12 protein-coding genes are annotated in these 19,346 nt (G+C 61.5%); 4 read left to right on the top strand and 8 right to left on the bottom strand.

Features of this window, described 5'->3' with window-relative positions:
• Nucleotides 1-20: 20 nt before the first annotated feature.
• The gene (locus tag N2603_RS34680) at nt 21-1,232 is read left to right on the top strand and encodes a glycosyltransferase family 4 protein (RefSeq protein WP_260385659.1); all 1,212 of its coding nucleotides are present in this window, start codon (nt 21-23) and stop codon (nt 1,230-1,232) included.
• A 71-nt stretch (nt 1,233-1,303) separates the two neighbouring features.
• Complete coding sequence (locus N2603_RS34685; RefSeq protein ID WP_018644060.1) at nt 1,304-2,695, top strand: hypothetical protein; 1,392 nt, start codon at nt 1,304-1,306, stop codon at nt 2,693-2,695.
• A gap of 12 nt (nt 2,696-2,707) precedes the next feature.
• On the opposite strand, the gene N2603_RS34690 is transcribed toward N2603_RS34685, so the two are convergent.
• Nucleotides 2,708-3,940: a glycosyltransferase family 4 protein gene (locus tag N2603_RS34690; RefSeq protein ID WP_260385660.1), complete on the bottom strand. Its 1,233-nt coding sequence runs from the start codon at nt 3,938-3,940 to the stop codon at nt 2,708-2,710.
• A gap of 155 nt (nt 3,941-4,095) precedes the next feature.
• On the bottom strand, nt 4,096-5,268 hold the full coding sequence (locus tag N2603_RS34695; RefSeq protein WP_260385661.1) for a glycosyl hydrolase 53 family protein: 1,173 nt from the start codon (nt 5,266-5,268) through the stop codon (nt 4,096-4,098).
• A gap of 397 nt (nt 5,269-5,665) precedes the next feature.
• On the opposite strand from N2603_RS34695, the gene N2603_RS34700 reads away from it, so the two are divergent.
• Nucleotides 5,666-10,027 carry a glycoside hydrolase family protein gene (locus N2603_RS34700; RefSeq protein WP_260385662.1) on the top strand — a complete coding sequence of 1,454 codons (4,362 nt, stop codon included), beginning with the start codon at nt 5,666-5,668 and terminating at the stop codon, nt 10,025-10,027.
• A 423-nt stretch (nt 10,028-10,450) separates the two neighbouring features.
• On the opposite strand, the gene N2603_RS34705 is transcribed toward N2603_RS34700, so the two are convergent.
• The 6 genes from N2603_RS34705 to N2603_RS34730 all read right to left on the bottom strand — a co-directional run bounded on the left by N2603_RS34705 (nt 10,451) and on the right by N2603_RS34730 (nt 17,686).
• The gene (locus N2603_RS34705; RefSeq protein WP_260385663.1) at nt 10,451-11,560 is read right to left on the bottom strand and encodes an acyltransferase family protein; all 1,110 of its coding nucleotides are present in this window, start codon (nt 11,558-11,560) and stop codon (nt 10,451-10,453) included.
• A gap of 352 nt (nt 11,561-11,912) precedes the next feature.
• Nucleotides 11,913-12,464 carry a serine O-acetyltransferase gene (locus N2603_RS34710; protein ID WP_260385664.1) on the bottom strand — a complete coding sequence of 184 codons (552 nt, stop codon included), beginning with the start codon at nt 12,462-12,464 and terminating at the stop codon, nt 11,913-11,915.
• Between the two features lie 31 nt (nt 12,465-12,495).
• Nucleotides 12,496-13,950 carry a lipopolysaccharide biosynthesis protein gene (locus N2603_RS34715; RefSeq protein WP_260385665.1) on the bottom strand — a complete coding sequence of 485 codons (1,455 nt, stop codon included), beginning with the start codon at nt 13,948-13,950 and terminating at the stop codon, nt 12,496-12,498.
• A gap of 48 nt (nt 13,951-13,998) precedes the next feature.
• Nucleotides 13,999-15,051, bottom strand: a complete 1,053-nt coding sequence (locus N2603_RS34720) for an acyltransferase family protein (protein WP_260385666.1) — start codon at nt 15,049-15,051, stop codon at nt 13,999-14,001.
• 87 nt (nt 15,052-15,138) lie between these two features.
• Nucleotides 15,139-16,497, bottom strand: a complete 1,359-nt coding sequence (locus tag N2603_RS34725; RefSeq protein WP_260385667.1) for a hypothetical protein — start codon at nt 16,495-16,497, stop codon at nt 15,139-15,141.
• A 4-nt stretch (nt 16,498-16,501) separates the two neighbouring features.
• Nucleotides 16,502-17,686, bottom strand: coding sequence for an acyltransferase family protein (locus tag N2603_RS34730; RefSeq protein WP_260385668.1), 1,185 nt, complete (start codon nt 17,684-17,686; stop codon nt 16,502-16,504).
• Nucleotides 17,687-17,952: 266 nt separating this feature from the next.
• Here N2603_RS34730 and N2603_RS34735 point away from each other — a divergent pair, with 266 nt between their 5' ends.
• Nucleotides 17,953-19,332, top strand: a complete 1,380-nt coding sequence (locus N2603_RS34735) for an O-antigen ligase family protein (protein ID WP_260385669.1) — start codon at nt 17,953-17,955, stop codon at nt 19,330-19,332.
• Nucleotides 19,333-19,346 lie beyond the last annotated feature (14 nt).

Genomic DNA, 19,346 nt, shown 5'->3' on the forward strand with positions numbered 1-19,346 from the left:
AGCTGGACAGACCTTTTCCGATGAAGATCCTTATCACGTCATCCCTCTATCCGACGCCGTTGGCTCCGAAGGTGGTCGGTGGCGCGGAAACATTCGTCCGCCGCCTCGCTGAGACCCTGGTGGGGCAGAACGACAGCGTGGAAGTGATACGTGCCGCGTCTGTCTCGAACCAGCCAATGGAAAGCTGCAACGGCATCGACGTGTATTCGGCGCCCGTGCACAATATCTATTTCCCCTTCGCCAAGCAGCACAGCGCGCCCGTGCGCGGCATCTGGCACGCGGTCGAGGACTGGCAGCAGATGTCGGAGATCGTCGCGGCCAGGATCAAGGCGTTCAAGCCTGACATCCTCCACTCAAACAATCTCTCGGGGCTGACCACGGCCGTGTGGCGGACCGCGGCGGAGCTCGGCATTCCGGTCCTGCACACGCTTCACGACTACTATCTCACCTGCCCCCGCTGCTCGCGCTTCTCGGACGGGCACGCCTGCGAGGCGAGCTGCATGAGCTGCCAGCTGCTGACCTTTCGCCGCCGCGGCGCGACGAGGCATCTGGACGCCGTCGTCGGCGTCAGCCAGCGCATTCTCGACATCCATACCCGGCTCGGTCTCTTCACGCAGACACCGCTCAAGATCGTCATTCGAAACGCCTCGACGGCTGACGTCGGCAGCGAAGAGACGGCCATCGTCGACGGCACCGTCACCTTCGGCTTCATCGGCCGGCTGACCGAAGAAAAGGGCATCTACAATCTCGTTCGCGCCATCGCGACGCTCCCGCCCGAGCGGATCCGGCTCGTCATCGCGGGGCACGCATCCGAGAGCCAGCGCAAGCAGATCAAGGAGCTGGCCCCGAATGCGCGGATCGAGTTTCTCGGCTTCGTGCAGCCGAAGCAGTTTTACGAACAGGTGAACGTCGTGGTCGTGCCCTCGGTCTGGGAAGATCCAAGCCCGCTTGTCGTCGCCGACGCGCAAGCCGCCTGCAAGCCCCTGCTCGGCACCCCCTTCGGGGGCATCCAGGAATCGATCAAGCCCGGTTTGACCGGCTGGCTGACGTCACCCGATCCGGCCTCGATCGCCAAGAGCATTCTGGCGATCGTCGAATCTCCCGAGCAGATTCAGGAGATGAGCGGTCGATTGAAGTCCGGCATCGATAAATGGGCCTTCGACGACGTGGTCACCGGTTATCGCAACACCTTCGACCAGATCATGCGCAGCCGCGGCATGGCTCGCACCTAGGACAGGCGGACTGAGATGCCGCTGACGTCCCTCGACCATTCCCCCATATTCCCTCACGCGCATCGTCAGACATGACCAGCCTGCTCGCATTCGGCAGTTACATCTACCAGAGTGCGTCCGCGATCATTCTGATCTTCGCCGTCAGCCATATCCTCTCTCCGGCCCAGTACACCTCGTTCTCGCTGGCGCTGGCGACGAGCCAGCTGGCCTGCGTCTTCGTGTTCGAATGGCTGCAACTGGCCGGCGTCCGCTTCCTCGCCGCCGCCTCCGGAGCAGAGGCGGCGCGTCTGCGATTCTCGCTGTTCGCAGCGGGAGGGCTCAGTGCGCTGGTTCTGCTGCTCGTCGGCAGCGTGGCGGGGCTGCTGAGCACGCTGGAGACAGGCGTCGTCGCCCTGGCGCTGGCGCTGGCCGTGCTGCAAGGCGGCACCGACCTGTATTTCATGATCGTGCGCGTGTCCGACCGGCTGGCGACAGCGTCAGCCCTGCTGATCCTGCGCGCCAGCGTGCTTCTGGCCGGCGCGGTTGCGGCCGCGCACCTCCACGGCACCGCGGCGGCGACGCTGTGCGGCATCGCCGCGGGCTACGGCGCCGTGCTTCTCGTGAGCCTGGTCGTACATCGCATCTCGCTGCAGCGACCGTCGCGGCATGCGATGCTGGCGGATTGGGGCAATTTCTGCCGCTATGGCATCATGGCCGCGGCCGCCTCCGTCATCCATCTCTCCGTCCCCGTCACGCTGCGCCTGATCGTGATCGCCACGCTCGGCCGGGCCTCGACGGGAGCCGCCGGCTTCTCGATGGCGATCGACCTGCTGCAACGGCCGTTCTCTGTTCTCGTGGCCGCCATTCACACCGTCTGCTACCCCAATGTCGTCGTCCAGTTCGAGCGCAGCATCGACGGCGAAGCGCGCAGGACGACCGCCCGCATGCTCGACTTCATCCTGTGTGCGACGATCGTCATGCTGGGCGGGCTGATCGGCCTTCTGCCGGACGCGGCGCACTTGTTCGTTCCGGCCGATCTGCTGGTCGATTTTCTCGGCGCCGCACCGGTCGCCGCGATCTTCTATTTTCTCCACACCCACCTTCAGGCCACCCTCGCGATCGTGCCGCATCTGACCAAATCGGCAACGCGGCTGGTGGTCGTCGCAGCGTGCCAGCTGGTGCTGGTGTCAGCGGCAGCTTCGATCGGCGCGTTGCTGCACATATCGGTCGCGGGACAAATCGCGAGCGCGGCACTGGCCACCGCGCTCGTCATCCTCTTCGCCAGCGGCCCGCTGATCCGGTTCCGGGCGGCGCCGCGCGCGCTGCTGATCGTTGAGGCAACCGTCGCAGCCGCCGCGGTCGCCATGCTCGCGACGGCCCCCTCCGATTCCCTGCTCTGGCTTGCGGGGAAGATCGCCGTCGCCGGCCTTGCCGTCGTCCTGGTGACGTGGCGAGGCGACCTGCTGGCTTCGGCACGCAGCTAGATTAAGCCTAGATCAAGCCTTCACCGCGTGCGCCAGCGCATTGCCGCTGGTGTCGCCGATCAGGCCGTAGATCCTGAGCGTCTCGTCGACCATCGGCCCGACGCCGAAATATTGCTGGGCGCGCGCAAGGGCATTGCGCGACAGCGCAGCGCGGGTTGCGGGATCCGCTACTTTCTCAAGCGCGCCGACGAGCGCATCGACGTCCTCGAACGGCACGATGAAGCCGGTCTGACCTTCGATGATCTGGTCCGTTGCGCCCCCCGCCGGGGTCCGCACGGGGACCAGTCCCGTCGCCATGGCCTCGGCAACGCCGAGCGGGAATCCCTCGAACCGGCTCGGCAGCGCGAACACGTCGGCGGCCCAGAGAATTTCACGGACGTCGCCCATGAAGCCGAGGAACTTGAAGGTGTGCTTGTCCTTCTCGCCGGCAAAGGCAAACGACTTGATCTCCTTCTCGCGCTCGGCGCCCCCACTGCCGACGAAGTAGCATTTGATATCGATGGGCGAAGGCGTGGCGCTGTCGCGGATCTTGCGCGCCGCCTTGATGAGAAGGTCGTGGCCCTTCACCCAGGCGAGACGCGCCGCCAGCAGGCACATGAACTCGCCCTCGGCGACGCCGAATTTGGCGCGGGCATCGCGGCGCTCGGCATCCGACGGCGGACGGAAATGTACGGTATCGACGCCGCCATACACCTTGGCGATCCGGTTCTTGCCGAACAGCACGTAGCGTCTGAGATGCCGGAGCGATTCCTCCGACATCAGAATGAGGGTGTGCGGAAGGAACAGGTTGAAGTACAGGATCTGGACCAGGCTGAACGTCGACTGCGGCGCATTCTGCACCTTGTCGATGTTCCCGAGCACCGATGGATGATAGGTCGCCACGCAGCGCGCGCCGGTCAGCAGCGACAGCAGCCGCCCCCACATCAGCATGCCGAGCCCGTGGACGTTGATCACGGAGATGTCGTTCTCCCGGATCACCTTCAGGAGCTGCATGAAGATCGACAGCGAGGGCAGCTTGCGAAGTCCGGGAACGACGTGCCACTGCTTGACGGCCGCCGCCAGCTTCTGGCGCTTGTATTCCGACTTCTCGTCCGACCGCACGATGCCGGAGACCAGGTGGATCTGCACGCCGCGGGCGTGCAGCCCCGTGGCCAAGGTCTCGCAATAGGATGCAATCCCGTCATTGCAGTTCACGACCTCAACCAGAAACATGACATTCGGGGCGCCCGACATGGGATCCTTCATGGGAATGGCCTTCTACTCCGTTCGATCAACGAGACTTTAACCAGTGCTTAGCGGCAAATTTCGTGCCGTGCCAGCGGTTTGCCCGCAATAGCTTTGCGCGCCTAACATATTGACGTTGCGGATCTGCGACACGCGACAGGCCGGCAAAAGCCGCTTCAGAAGCCGCGTTTCTGGAGTTCAGCGGCTTCCTCCGGAGTGAGCTTGCCCCCCGCAAAGCGCGACACGAGGTAGAGCGCGACCTTCGGTCGGTCCAAATCGTACATCAGGCCAAAGCGGTTTTCCGGCGGCTTCTTGGCCGGCTCGTCGACGATTTGGTAGATGTTGATGGCATCGACCACGACGTCCTTCTGATCCCTGATTGCCGTCAACATACCGTTCAAATTCCGTAGACAACGCTCGGTTGCAGCGTCCCCAGGGGCGTTGCCGTAATCGGGCTTGTAGATCTCGCCGCAATTGACCTCGTTGAAGAGGACGTGCCGGCGATAGGACGCGAGCTTCTTGAACAAGTCGAAGCGCGGGTTCCAGCCGTTCCAGGCATGACGCATATCCTGTCCCAGCACTTCGTAGTAATGGTAGGAAATCAGGTCGTAGTGCACGCCGCGCGACTCCATGAAATCCAGGAAGCCGAACATCGTCGAGGTGGTGTTCAGGATCTTCTTCAGGTGCAACCCGCTCTCCTGATTGATCCGGTCGATCGCGTCAGACGCCCCGCGCAGAACGGCTGCCCAATCCTCCATGGCCGGCATCTCGAACTCCGCAGCGGTCATCCCCTGGCCGAAAAGGCGCTTGTCGTTGCGGTCGCGCGCAACGAGATTGATCTCGTTCTCCAATTCCCACTGATCGATCTCATTCTTGAACTGTTTCACGAACGCATACGTCCGGTTGTATCCCTGCTGGTACAGCGCCTCGCGATCACCGGCAGGATACAGGCCTGCATCGGTGCGATCCCCCCAACGGAACGGGAAGCCGAAGACCGGCTGCAGTCTTATCCCGTAGGCCTTGGCCAGCTGGAATGTCTTCGCGAACGCCGGACCTCCCGTCTGCTCGTTGTCCTTGGTCAGGTTCACGCCCCATCTGATCACGGTGAAGCCGCGCTCCTTCATCACGCGAAAGAACGGCTCGGGATCCTTTCGCATCGCTGCGGGTCCGTTCAAGCCCCACTCCAGCGCCTCGGCAGACGACGACATCGACGCGCTCGTCACAGCGACAAAAAGAAGCGCGCTGATCTTCCAGAGAAAGTTCCACCGCATCCGATTCCTGACTCCTCGCAGCTCTCGGGAAACTTCGGCAGACTCCAGTCGAGCCTTCGACGCCAGAACAGTTGTCACATTCGAAGTTCGGCCCGTGCATTTACGGCAACCCGCTTCTAGGCAATTCGATCTGCCCTGACCATAGGCTTAATAGCGCTTAACACAATCGAGCTCGATGCTGCCTGCGCGACAAGCAGATGCGCTTTGATTGAGCAGCGGCACAACATCGATGCAACATCGTCGTTGCATCGCCATCGCGACGTCACGCTGACAGCACATTGGCGTGGTGATTCAGAATCAATCACTCTAGGCAGATTCGTACGCGGGTCGGCGTCGTGCAGAACGCTCCGGTGAGAAAATCTCCGGGGTGCGTCTATTTTTACTGATCTCACCAACTCCAAAAACAGAGATTGGCCGATACGACGGTTACAAGCGGCAACGAACTCTCGCGCTCCAGAAAGGATTCGGAATACCGATGACTACTGCATCACCAGATCAGACGATCCTGTCGGCGAGCACCTTCATTAGTTCCATCGGCGTCAATACCCACGTTGGTTATGGGTGGGGAGGCTACAACAACCTCGCACTCGTAGAGGACGACCTCAAATATCTCGGTGTTACGAAGCTGCGCGACGGACTTGCGACAAGCCCGGCCGCCCAACCGGTCCTCGATGGCCTCGCCAAGGACGGGTACAAGTTTGACCTCGTGGTTCAGTCGAAGGTTGCGATCGGCGGCACATCCGCACTTCAAGATTATCTCGATGCGGTCAAGGCGTTCGCGACCAGCCATCAAGGCAGCGTCATCGCGCTCGAGGGCCTCAACGAGGTCAACCTCGACGAATTCAACTACGACGGAACCTTGACCATCGAGGCCGCGGCGCGGTTCCAGACCGCCTACTACAACGCCATCAAGGCCGACGGCACGCTCAGCAAGATTTCGGTCTATAACCTGTCGCTGGGTTACAACGACACCACCGACTACGCAAAGCTCGGAGACCTCTCGGGCTCGACGGATTACGCCAACTCCCACGCATATGTCAGCACGAGCCTGACGCCCGCGGCCGCCCTTCAAGCCCTGCTCGGCAACGCTACGTCGGTGACCGGCACCGATCCGGTCGTGATCACCGAGACCGGCTACACCACCAAGAGCGACACACCTTATATTGGCGCCAACGAGAACGTGCAGGCGAAGTCGATCCTGAACACGTTGGTCGATGCCTACAAGGACGGCGTCAGCACAACTTATCTCTATCAGCTGCTCGACGCTTCGGCGAGCAACGACCCCACGGACTCCGAATCGCACTGGGGCCTGTTCAACAGCGACGGAACTCCGAAGCTCGCCGCGACCGCGATCCACAACCTGACCACGATCCTGGCCGACGACGGCAAGGGCGGCAACGCGCCGACCGCGTCGCTGAACTACACGCTCGACGGCCTGCCTGCGAGCGGGAACAGCATGGTTCTCGGCAAGAGCAACGGCGCCTATGAGCTGGTGGTGTGGGCGGAACCCAAAATCTGGAACGACGCGACCGACACCGAGATCTCGAACCCGACCAGTTCCGTCACGGTGAACCTCGGCAGCGTCCATCACCTGATCAGCGTCTACGATCCGCTGAAGGGCAGCACGCCGATCGCCACCTATACCGACGTCAGCCAGATCGTGGTTCCGGTCTCGGACCACCCACTGATCATCGAGATCGACGCTCCGACAGGAGGCGGCACGACGCCGCCCGCCGTGACCGATGTCAGCGGAACCGCTGAGGACATCGTGTCGCAGATGTCCGAGCTGAACGCCTCGGCTTCGCTTCAGACCATCACGCTCACCGACACGCACGTGCTTCCGGTCGCCTCGATCTCGACCATGGAGTACATGATCTCGCACTATACGAAGGCGCTGGCGGCGATCCAGGGCGGCTACCAGTTCTCCGTCACCAATTCGACCGACACCTGGAGCGTGACCAAGGTCTACGACTCCTCGGCGACGCTTCTATCGACCAGCACGTCGAACTTCACGAACGGCATCATCACCAGCAAGGCCACGCTCAATACCGATGGCTCGACGGAGAGCATCGCCTACACCAACGGCAAGATGGTGCGTGACGTCACGGTCACGGCGATCGGCGACAAGGACACCAAGACCTACGATGCGAGCGGCAATTTGATCGCGGACCTCGTCCAGAACAAAGACGGATCCTCCTCGAACACGCTCTACTCGGCCGGCGTCAAGACCAAGATGTACGTCACCAATGCCGACCGCACGCACGACAACTACTATTACAACATCACCGGCCAGTCCTACACGACCGAGCACGACCAGCTCGACGCCAGCGGAAGGCTGCTGTCCGTCGTCCGCACGCATGCCGACGGCTCCATGGCCTACAGCCAGATCTTCAACAGCGACGGCAGCAAGGTCACGACCCAGTACGACTCCACGGGGCACAAGACCTCGGTGATCACCGTCACGTCGACGGCGACCACGACCGACCTCTATACCACGACCGGCGCGCTCAAGCAGACGATCGTGCAGACGACCTCCGGCAACGTGACCACCACGAACTACAACGGTTCGCTGCTGGCGTCCGTCTACGTGGTCAATGCCGACGGGTCCAAGGAGTCGAAACTGTACGACGCCAAGGGCATCATCGCGAGCGACCTGATCCAGAGCGCCGACGGCTCGTCGTCGAACACGCTCTATACGGCGGGCGTCAAGACCAAGACCTATGTCACCAACGCCGACGGCAGCCGCGACAACTACTATTACAACATCACCGGCCAGTCCTACACCAGCGAGCACGACCATCTCGATGCAAGCGGCAAGCTTGTCTCGGTAAGCCGCACGCATGCCGACGGCACGATGGCCTACAGCCAGGTGCTGAACGGCGACGGCAGCAAGGTCACGACCCAGTACGACTCCACCGGCCACAAGACCTCGGTCGTCACCACGACGTCGACGGCCACCACGACAGACTTCTACACCGCCGCCGGCGCACTCAAGCAGACGGTCGTGCAGACGGCCTCCGGCAACGTGACAACGACCAACTACAACGGCTCGCTGCTGGTGTCGGTCTACGTGGTGAACGCCGACGGCTCGAAGGACTCGAAGCTCTACGATTCCAACGGCATCATCGCCAGCGACCTCGTTCAGAACAAGGACGGCTCGTCCTCGAACACGCTGTACACGGCCGGCGTCAAGACCAAGGCCTATGTCACCAACGCCGACGGCAGCCGCGACAATTACTATTTCAACATCACCGGCCAGTCCTACACGACCGAGCACGACCACATCGATCCCAGCGGGAAGCTGCTGCTGGTCAGCCGCACCCATGCCGACGGCTCGATGGCCTACAGCCAGGTGCTGAACAGCGACGGCAGCAAGGTCACGACCCAGTACGACTCCACCGGCCACAAGACCTCGGTCGTCACCGTCACGTCGTCAGCGACGACGACCGATACTTACGACCCGTCGTCCGGCGCACTGAAGCAGGAGATCGTCAAGACGAGCTCCGGCGACACCACCACGACGAACTACAGCGGCACGCGGCTGGCATCGGTCTACGTGGTCAACGCCGACGGATCGAAGGACACCAAGCTGTACGACTCCAACGGCATCATCGCCAGCGATCTGGTCCAGAACAAGGATGGCTCGTCCTCGAACACGGTCTATTCGGCCGGCGTCAAGATGAAGCTCTACGTCACCAACACCGACGGCAGCCACGACAATACCTTCTACAACATCACGGGCCAGAGCTATACGACCGAGATCCAGCACCTCACCGCGGCCGGCACGCTGACGACCCTGACCCGGCTACATGCCGACGACACCCTTGCCTACAAGCAGGTGATCAACAGCGACGGCAGCAAGGTCACCGACCTCTACGACAGCACCGGTCACAAGACGAGCGAGATCCTCAACGGCACCGATGGGTCGACCACGACGGACACCTACGATTCGTCCGGCGCGACCACCCAGCACGTCGTCAAGACCGCCGGCGGCGATGTCACGACGACGAATTACGTGAACGGGCTGAATTCGTCGATCTATGTCGTCAATGCCGACGGCACCAAGGAGACCAAGCTGTTCGACAGCAGCGGCAACCTCTCCAGCGACTACGTGCTGAACAAGGACGGGTCGAATTCGACGACGATCTACACATCAGGCGTCAAGACCAAGGCCTACATCAACAATGCCGATGGCAGCCACGACAACTACGCGTACAACATCACCGGCAAGAGCTACGTGACGGAGCATCAGCACCTCGATTCCTCGAACAAGGTGACGCTACTCGAGCGCTCCCACGCGGATGGCACGCTCGACTACACGCAGGTTCTCAAGTCGGACGGCAGCAAGATCACGGATGTTTACGACAGCGCCGGGGTCAAGACGACGGAAACCATCAACAACGCCGACGGCAGCTCCGACATCTTCAAGTTCCAGCTCTCGGGACTGCCGGGCGCCGTCGAGCACGACAGCTACAATTCCAGCGGCTCGCTGCTCGCGATCGACGTGACCAACAGCGATGGCACCCACAACGTCACCGCGGTGAGCGCGGGACTGACGCTGGCCGGCGGAGGCGGCAACGACGTCTTCTCCGCGGCGCCGGGCACCACGACCGTCATGTTCGACGGCGGCAACGATCAGATCAAGAGCTTCCACGCCGGAACAGCGTCCAACCACGACACGATCGAGATCCTGAAATCACTGGTGGCCGACTACAGCCATTTGCAGATTTCGCAGTCGGGTTCGGATACGCTGATCCAGCTCTCGACGAACGACTCGATCCTGTTGAAGAACGTGAATTCGACGACGCTCGATCACGGCAACTTCCTGTTCGTCTGACACGAAGACAAGCGCCGGCAGGTGAGCCTGCCGGCGCAGTCTCCAGGACAATAGGACGAGCGACTTCGGTGTAACCGGGAAGCTGCGGCCGAGCCGGTGTCGTATTTCCCGCGGGCCTCATTTCCGGACGGCCGTGTCCTCAATGACTGGACCATCAGCCGCTGACACGCGCAGTCGTGCAGGCCATTTGATTTTCTTGACGAGCTTCCTGGCAGCCAACGCCGGACGTTCGACAAACCACCACGAAGAAGCTGCGAAACAAACGGCCGCGACGCTCGATCACGGCAACTTCCTGTTTGTCTGACACAAAGACGAGCGCCGGCAGGTGAGCCTGCCGGCGCTTGTCTCTGTGACAACAGGAAGAGCAACTTCAGTAGGGCCGGAGCGCTGTGGCCGCGCAGATGTCGAACTCCCCGCCGGCAGTCATTTCCGTACGGCTGCGTCCTCAATCTCCATGACTGTACGATCGGGCGCTGACAAGCGCAGTCGTGCAGGCCATTTGATTTTCTTGAGAAGTTTCCTGGCGCCCAGCGCCGGGCGTTCGACACACCACCATGAAAAGGCTGCAAAGCAAACAGTTGCTACGACAGCCGCTGCCGATCCCAGGTTCAGACCCGGCCACAGATGAGCAAAGGCCTGCTGAAGCGGGAACCCGTACAGATAGATGCCGTAAGAATAGTCTCCGCTGAGCATGAGCTTGTTTCGAGCGGGATTGGCAACCCCCAGGAACACCGTCACGTATGTCAGCGGGACGGCGACGACGAGGTCGCCATTGGGAAAGCGGAGCAGGAGATACGAAACCGCCAGGGCGATGCCGAACAGCGCAAAAGACCACTTGATCTTGCTCGCGTAAAAGTAGAACAGCACGCCAACAAGAAACGATATCGGCAGCACCGCGGCCTTGGCAGTCAATGGCGACTTCGCCTCATGAACGCTGTACCAATACATCGCGAAGATATGAGCTGCGACAATTGCGACGATCAATAGCGTCCTGCTCTTCTTCAAACCTGCAAACGCAAGTGCCCCGAGCACAATGTAGCAATCCAGTTCCCACGGGATTGTCCAGAGCTGCTGATTGACCATGTTCGGCCGCGGATTATCCAGAAACACGCCGGGCAGCGTGAAATGGATATATCCAATGATGTTCAGGAGGTAGGCCCAGAACTTGGGGTGCGAAAAATACTCGGAGAGCGGTAGCGCCGTGAACAAGGCGCCGATCACAAACGCGCTCAGGACAACTTCCGCAATCAGCGCAGGCGCAAGCCTGATGACGCGAAGCGCAAAGAATTCCGGCAAGGTTTGCGTCCGCACCAGGCTGCCGGCCACCAAAAAGCCGCTCAGTGCGAAAAACATAGGCAATATGCAGGCAACCAGCGGGCGAACAACGGGCGTGAGATAGGCGCTGGCGGCCTCGTCGCCTAAACCGGTCTGGAAAATATGCACCGCGACTACGCTTAAAGCGAGAGCCAGTCTGAGATAGTCAAACCCAGTCGGCCGACCATTGGCCGCTGCAATCTTGTCCTCAAGCGTCATCGAATTTTTCCAGAATTGCATTTGCCTAAACTCATAATGATTGCAGATGAGATGCAATGCAACATCATTAGAGATGATCAGCAATGCATGTTCATGCGAGAGTTTCACGCACGCATTGAGATCGACGACGGATCAGCCCGCATGCAGATACGATCTGCGCCCGCGCTTGCTCGGTGCATTGAACCGCGAAGCGCCGACCGTCTCTCGTCAACGTCAGGAGAAAACTGTTCGTGATCCTCGGAGCGCCAAACGCCGCGCCAGAGATTGTTGTGCTCACGCTCATGCGCAAGCGATTGCCTTCTGCCGTCGACGAACAACCAAACGGCAGGATACTCGCGCCCGTCGCGCTGCTTCAGGCGCGCATGCGGCCCGGTGCTTGCGAGCGCACGACCCGCGCGGGTGCTCCCGCAGCGACGGCGTGCGGCGGAACATCACGCGTCACGACCGCATTGGCCGCGACGTTGGCGCCTTCGCCAATCGACGTCGGGCCGACAATGACGGCACCGGTATAGATGACAACATTGTCGCCGATGGTCGGGCAACCCGGCTCATCCCAGGCGCGCCGTCCGAGCGTGACATTGTGATACAGCATCACGGAACGGCCGATCCGGGCGCCCTCGCCGATCACGACGCCGGTCGGATGCGGCAGGATCAGACCCGGCCCGATCTCTGCTAGAACCGAGATGTAGCAGCCGCGGCGCATCAGCGCTCGCACCAGCAGCCAGGTGATCTGGTGCCCCCAGCGTGTCTGGAAGCGCAGCATCTTGGCTATCCGCCAGGTCGTGATCACGGCAAAGCCCGGGCTCGTGAGCAAGGCGATGAAGGCTGCCCCGACACCGGACTTGCCGGTATTCGCCATCAGGTCCTCGCGCCACGGAATTCCCGCCTGAGGCTCGCTCCCCATTCCCGCTTCTGAAGACATCCACCAATCTCTACTAACTTGCCGAGGGAAGATTTGCCTGAATCGACGGAGCCGACCCACCAAGCAGCGACTGCACGCTGCTCCAGATCCGGCGCCTGAAGACCACATAGCTGCCGAGTACGATCAGAACATAGACCGCCGTCGCAATCAGCCAATGCGACAGGCTTGCAACATCTGCCTTCGTGGCGACGAGCGCACACACAGCGCCGAGCGTCGTGGCGACGGTGGCCGGCATCAGGGCCGCGAACAGCGCTGCATAAGGGACCGCGCAGCTTCTAGCTCCGATCATCAGCATGAGCGCGCAAACCAGGATCGATACGACCAGATACACGACGGCCACGGCCGTCAGCCCGAACGGCAACGCGATGAGGAAGGCGAGAATCATGCTGGCGCTGTTGGCGGTGCTTACCCAGAACTGAAGTCGTGCCTTGTCGTGCGCCAGCAGAACCGGGCCGGCATAGGCCGCGATCGACTGCGCGGCGCCCGCCGGCGCGAGAATGGCGATCAGCGGCAACACTTCCTGCCAATGCGCCGACAGGAATGTCGCAACGGGATATTTCAGCCCGAATGTCAGATAGATCATCGCCGGGAACGTGATCATCGCCGTCATGCCGAGAACCGCGCAGATCGCCGCCCTGCGCCGCTCCTGCTCCCGCTCGCCGTTCATCCGGCTCAAGGTCGCCATCAGAACTCCGCCGCCCGGCCACGAGAGGATCATCAGCGGCAGCGTCATGAACTGGAAGGCGAGACCGAACAGGCCGACCGCCGCCGCGCCCAATTTGGCGCCGATCATGAGATTGCCGACGTTTCTCGCAGCGAAGTTGAGGACGTTCGAAGCCAGCACCCAGCCGCCGAACGACAGCATCAGGGCGACGCTGCGCCATTTGAAGGACAGGTGAATGTGGCGCCTGGTGTTCACATAGAACGCGACGGCTCGCACGGCCTGCATCAGGACGTAATACGCGATCAGCGCCCAGATTCCCCAGCCCAGCACGGCGCCAGCCACGCCGACGATCGCAGCAATGAGGGCCGCTCCGGCCTCGATCAGGGCGATCGTCTGATACCGCAGGGATCGCTCCAGCACCGCGCGCGGTCCCATCGCGGAGATCGACAGGACCACCGAGCCCGAGAGCGCGGCCAGCACGGCCGGCAGGCCCGGCATATTGACCGCGGCGCCGAGCGGCTTCGAGGCTGCGGCCAGCACCAGGGCACAGCCGATCCCGATCGCAACCATCAGGGTCGTCGCCGCACCGGCTTCCTCCTTCGTCAGCGAGCTCCGCTGGATCATCGCGCTCGACAGCCCGAGATCGGTCAGCATGGAGATGAAGGCGATGAACGGCAGCGAAAACGCCACGAGCCCGAATTCGGTCGGCGTCACGAAATAGGTGATCAGCAGCGTGATGAGGAACTGAACGGCCGACTTGACGACGTTCACGCTCGACATCGAAAGCAGATTCTTGATGATCATGACGTCACCCGTACGTGATCCGGCTGAAACGATGGCATGGGAACGCGCTCACGCGACATAACGGGCTTCACGACGCACTCCGAAAAACAGGCCCCGCAGCGCCGGATCGAGCAAGCGGCGGAGTCTCACCTCGATCAGCTCGTAGCTGACCGCACCCGCGATCAGCGAAGCAACCAGACCGAGGCCCGCAAAGGCGGCCCAGATCAGCCACAGATTGACGCCATGCGCCGCCAGCTTCACGCCGATGACCTGCAACGGAAATAGCGCGAAAGGATGGACCAAATAGAGGCTGTAACTGATCTTTCCGAGGAACTGCAGGAACCTGCCGCTCAGCGCAACGGCAACACCGGAGTCCGGAGCAAGGACCATTCCAAACAGCAGCGCTCCCGGCAGCAGCCCGACCAGCGGATGCACATGTTCGATCGACACGTACATGGCGGCGCCGCAGACGAAGCCGGCCAGCACGCCGCGCCAGCCACCGATTCGGATCCGCCAGTCGATCAGACTGAACAGCAAACCGACGAGGAAGAAGGCGGCGATCGGCCGGAAGACAATGCCGGCAACACCGAGCAGGATGAACGGCGCCGCCAGCAACCAGTTCCTGCGCTGAACGGCCATCACGAAGATAATCGCGAACAGAATGTAGAATGCCCATTCGTAAGCCAGCGTCCAGGCGTTCTGCTGGCCGATCGGCAATCCCAGCGCGTCCGGCAGGAACGCGAGATTGACGAAGAACAGCTTGAGATATGTCGCCAGGTCGATGCCCTTGAAGAACTTGTAGCCGACCAGGGGGCCCGCCGTGAACAGGATCAGATGCAGGATCACGAACACGGGCAGGATTCGCAGGGCGCGATCGAGAAAGAACCTCGCGACGCTGCGGTGGCGCATGAGGCTCGCCGGGATCAAGAAGCCGCTGATCATGAAGAACAGCTCGACCCCGTGCCCACCCATGTTGACCGTGGCTTCGAGCCACGGCCAGATCGGAGGCAGGAAGCCCGCCAGCAGCGGCATGTCCTGCAGATGCACGATCAGCACGCTGAGCGCCGCGACGCCGCGCAGCCCCTGGATCGCCTCCACGAAATTCTTGCTGTCTCCGCTCACTGCTGCGATCCGATCCCGAGATGAAGGAAAATTCCGGACCGGAGCCCGCGCTGCGCACCGCAGCTCATTGCATGTGGCAACATGGCCTCACGCCGGCCGCGAAACCAGGTCATCGACGTCAGGCGCCAGCGGCGCCGCGCTCGAGGCGATCCTGTCAGCTCTCCCCTTTTCTCGCGCGAAGACTTCGCTGAATACCACACTCAGCATGATCAAGCCGCTTGCCGGACCATAGGCCAGGACCGTGATGGTGAAGAGATTCATCGCGACCGCGAAAGAGAGCTTGTAGATGTCCCTGGTCCTTGCGACCGCGAGGATGACCAGGATCACGAACACCACGAAGATCGGCCCGAACATCAGATACGTGCCGAGGTAGAAATTATCCACCGGCACGTAATAGCTGAGCTTGTTCGAGAACAGCAGCTGCGGATAGTTGAAGCATCCGAGGCCGCAGCCGAAGAAGAAGCCCACCGGCATGAGATCGGCCATGTAGACGAATGGCAGTTGCCAGCTGTTGTTGACGCGGTCCTGCAGGCTGTACAAGCTGCGCGATATGCTGACGAGCGAGCTGCCGGAGAACAGGGCCATCAGCAGCGCGGGTACGAGGATCGATAGGAACGACAGCAGCGCCATTCGGCGCAGCATGGGAAACTTCTCGCGCTCGGGCAGAAGCCGGACAATGACCAGACAAACGACGTAGATCACCATCACGCCCAGCGAGGTCTTGCTGGTCGTCAGCTTGATCGCATAGAGGCCGACCGGCGCCCAAAGCAGGCACCACAGCAGGCTGCGGCGCACGGACGTCACCACGTAGGTGATGAACACGAAGAAGGCGGCCATGGTGCTGTCGGCCGCAAGGCCAGCCAGCCGCGTCTCCGACGCCGCCCACCAGAGCCGGCTCGCCTGCCGCGTTCCTCCGAAGGTCTCGTAGGCGAAACCGACCCACGGCAGCTGAATACGGGAGGACAGGAAAATGCCGAAAATCGTGAGGTAAAAGAGGGGATGAATCCAGGCCAGCAGTCGCCGGTACTCGCCGAAATTGCGGCCGCAGAAGCAGAACCCCACGAACACCGGTGCGATCATCTTGAACGACGATATCATGCCGGTGAAGTAGCCGAGGAAAACGTATCCGAGATAAAGTGCAAACGCGATGTAGAACAGCGTCAGGATCGCAACCAGGCTTCTCCCCACCAGGATGTAGCGCTGGATGAACGCGAGGATGCAAACCATCGCGAAGATGTCGGGCAGGAACCAGATGGGGTCGATCTTGGCGACCGCCAGGTAATAGCGCAATGCGCCGGCGAGCGCGTCGCGATAGAAGTAGAGAACCAGCGCGATCGCCTCAAGATTGAAGGTCGAACCGCTCGCCTGCGCGCCATCGTCGATGGGCGGTTCCGCGAAGCGGAAGCCCGGAGCAACAAGCGTTGAAGATGATGGATGAGCGGCCATCGATTCACTCGGCTGCGGCGAGCGAATTGGCTGGACGGGGCCTGAGCAGCCCGAGAACCAGCCGCGACCCCGGCATTTCGATGGTGGTGTAGGTCAGGTTCGAAAGCGCGAGCACCGCGCCAACGAAAGCGACGAGCAGCACCGAGGCGGGCAAGCCGGGCAGCAGACCATCCAACGACTGGAAACGGGCCGTTCCAACGCCGCGCGCAAAATATTCGAGCAGGACGAGCACCAGCGCGTGGACCATGTAGATCGAATAGGACCGCTTGCCCAGCCACACCAGCGGCTTCGCCGTCAGCAGTTCGGGCAGCGGACGATTGGGGAACACCATCAGCGACCCGAGCAGGATCGCAAAGACAACCGGCGCGACGAAGCTGATGACCGGCAGCCACCCGACCACCGAGATGATCAAGATCGCCGTAACCGCCGCGCCGATCTGCACGACCGACTGAAGCACAGGGCTCACGTCCGGCCGCACCATTGCCGCCGCGCGAACCGTCAGCACCCCGAGGAAGAAGCTGAGAACGCAACGAACGATGCCGAACTGATAATGAAAGTCCAGGCTTTCCATCCGCAGCACGAACAGGATGATTCCGAGGCTGCCCACAACGAGCAGGATCGAGAGGGCGTAGACCATGCGGACATTCCTCGCGGCCTGCGCCACGAGCATCACGGCTGCGAAGACGAGGTAGGTGTAGAACTCCGCACTGATGCTCCAGCTCGGCCCGTTCCAGCTCAGATAGCCGATGATGCCGGACGCCTGCAGCAGCAGGAGGTTCACGACGAAGGAGACGTAGTTGTTGACCACCATCTCGGGTGACGCGAAGTGCAGGACGCCGATCGCCACCAGGCCCATCTTCATCAATCGAAACGACAGGAAGGCGAGCAACGTCGCAAGGTGAAGCGGATAGATTCGCGCAATACGCCGCGAGACGAAGTCACGGAAGTCGAACCCGCCGAATTCCGACTTCATGTAGCTCATCGAAATGACGATGCCGCTGAGCACGAAGAACAGGTCGACGCAGAGCCACGAATTATGAAAGAACGCGACGTCGATCCACGCCCGATGCGGCAGAATCGTCTTAAGCAACTCCGAGCCGACGAAATGGTGAACGACGACACACAAAGCCGCGATACCTCGAACGCTGTCGAGCGGCACGTAGTGAGCTTTGGGCTTATGAACCGGCAAGGCAGAGCACCTGACAATGAGCTAGAGCAAAATGCTGCGTCGCAACATAATGCCTTCCTTCGACCTGCGGTTCAACTGGCAACACTCAAATTGAACCGAGATTTATCGAGATGCTTAGCGCTCATCGTCGCTTGATGTTCGGCCGTTGCATCCATCGATGGTAAACGCGCCGATCGTGCTGAAATCGTGACAGGATGCGCAATAACTTGATCTCGCGCGAAGTTCTGATAGCTCCGTCTGCGCTGAGCTGAATGACAGAGGGGCCTTTGGGCGCGATATCGCGATTTTTCGCCGCAGCCGTGTTCGTGCTGGCGCCACTTCCGCTCGGATCCCTCGACCTCGCGTGGATTTGTGTCTGGAATTTGCTGCTCGTTTGCAGCCTGCTGACGGCTGATCTCTCAGTCGTGAGTCGTCGCAACGCCATGCTGCTGATTCCTGTGGCAGTCGCCGTCGCAACGGTGGGCGTCATGATTGCGTTACAAATGTGGAGCGACCCCACTGCACAATCCGCAGCCATCTGGGAACTGCCGCGACGGCTATTCGGCCTCGCATTGCCGGGCCGCCTCTCCGCGACCGCGCGCGGCCCGTGGCTGGCATTTGGTTCGGTCCTGCTGCTGTCGCTCGCCTTCACCCGCGCAATCATTCTTGCAAGCGATGCGGGAGCCGCGCGCGCGCTGCTGCGAATACTGGCGTGGGCGGGCTGCCTGTATGCACTCTATGGAATTCTCGCCGAACTGATCGCGCCTGACATGGTGCTGTTCAGGCAGAAGGACGCCTATCTGGGCTTTGCCACGGGAACGTTCGTCAACCGAAATACGGCGGCGACGTTCTGGGGCAGCTGCGCTCTGCTGTTTCTGGTGCCTCTCCTGCGCAGCATGCACCGTCAGGAAGGCGGCGCGCCAGCGCAACCGAACTGGCGATCGCGGCTGGAAGAGGTCCTTTCCGCGCCGATAGCGCTCGGCGCAGGCTTCGCGATCTGCACGATCGCGCTCGCCATGACCGGATCACGGGCGGGCCTGCTGCTGTCGGTCGGTGCGTTCGCGCTCGCCATCGTCCTTTATCTCATTCCTCTCGAGCTCGGCAGATCGAGGAAATGGCTGGTCATCGGAGGTTCGGCGGCGGCGGCGCTGGTGCTGTTACAACTCGTCGGCGGCCTCGTGGCCGGCCGAATCATCGAATACGGGCTGATCGATCCTCAGCGGCTTGCCGCCTATCAGACATCAGCGGGAATCATCGCCGATCACCCGCTGCTCGGCATTGGACTGGGCAACTTCGAGGCGGTTTTTCCCGCCATTCGGCCCGCAGCACTCGGCAGTCTCGGCATCTGGGATCGCGCTCACAGCACACCACTGGAAATTGCCGTCGAATTGGGCATTCCCGCCTTCGCCGTGATCGCGCTCGTCAGCCTCTGGTGCTTTTACCATTTGTTCACCGGCAGCTTGCGCCGGAAGCGTGATCGCTACATACCCGTGATCGGCGCAAGCGTCGCCGTGTTGGGAGTTACACATAGCTGCATCGATTTCTCGCTACAAATCCCCGGCTACGGCGTGTTTTTCGCGGCCGTTGTCGGATGCGGCCTCGCGCAATCGCTACCGTCACAATTTCGAAAAGAACGTGGCAAGTTGGTGCAAATCGAGTTAAACTGAAAATATTGGAATTG

It is taken from the genome of Bradyrhizobium huanghuaihaiense, assembly GCF_025200885.1.
Taxonomy (GTDB): Bacteria; Pseudomonadota; Alphaproteobacteria; order Rhizobiales; family Xanthobacteraceae; genus Bradyrhizobium; species Bradyrhizobium huanghuaihaiense.

Coding starts and splice junctions, on each gene's coding strand:
- N2603_RS34680 (WP_260385659.1), top strand. CDS start 21: ATGAAGATCCTTATCACGTCATCCCTCTATCCGACGCCGTTGGCTCCG.
- N2603_RS34685 (WP_018644060.1), top strand. CDS start 1,304: ATGACCAGCCTGCTCGCATTCGGCAGTTACATCTACCAGAGTGCGTCC.
- N2603_RS34690 (WP_260385660.1), bottom strand. CDS start 3,940: ATGAAGGATCCCATGTCGGGCGCCCCGAATGTCATGTTTCTGGTTGAG.
- N2603_RS34700 (WP_260385662.1), top strand. CDS start 5,666: ATGACTACTGCATCACCAGATCAGACGATCCTGTCGGCGAGCACCTTC.
- N2603_RS34705 (WP_260385663.1), bottom strand. CDS start 11,560: ATGACGCTTGAGGACAAGATTGCAGCGGCCAATGGTCGGCCGACTGGG.
- N2603_RS34710 (WP_260385664.1), bottom strand. CDS start 12,464: ATGGGGAGCGAGCCTCAGGCGGGAATTCCGTGGCGCGAGGACCTGATG.
- N2603_RS34715 (WP_260385665.1), bottom strand. CDS start 13,950: ATGATCATCAAGAATCTGCTTTCGATGTCGAGCGTGAACGTCGTCAAG.
- N2603_RS34725 (WP_260385667.1), bottom strand. CDS start 16,497: ATGGCCGCTCATCCATCATCTTCAACGCTTGTTGCTCCGGGCTTCCGC.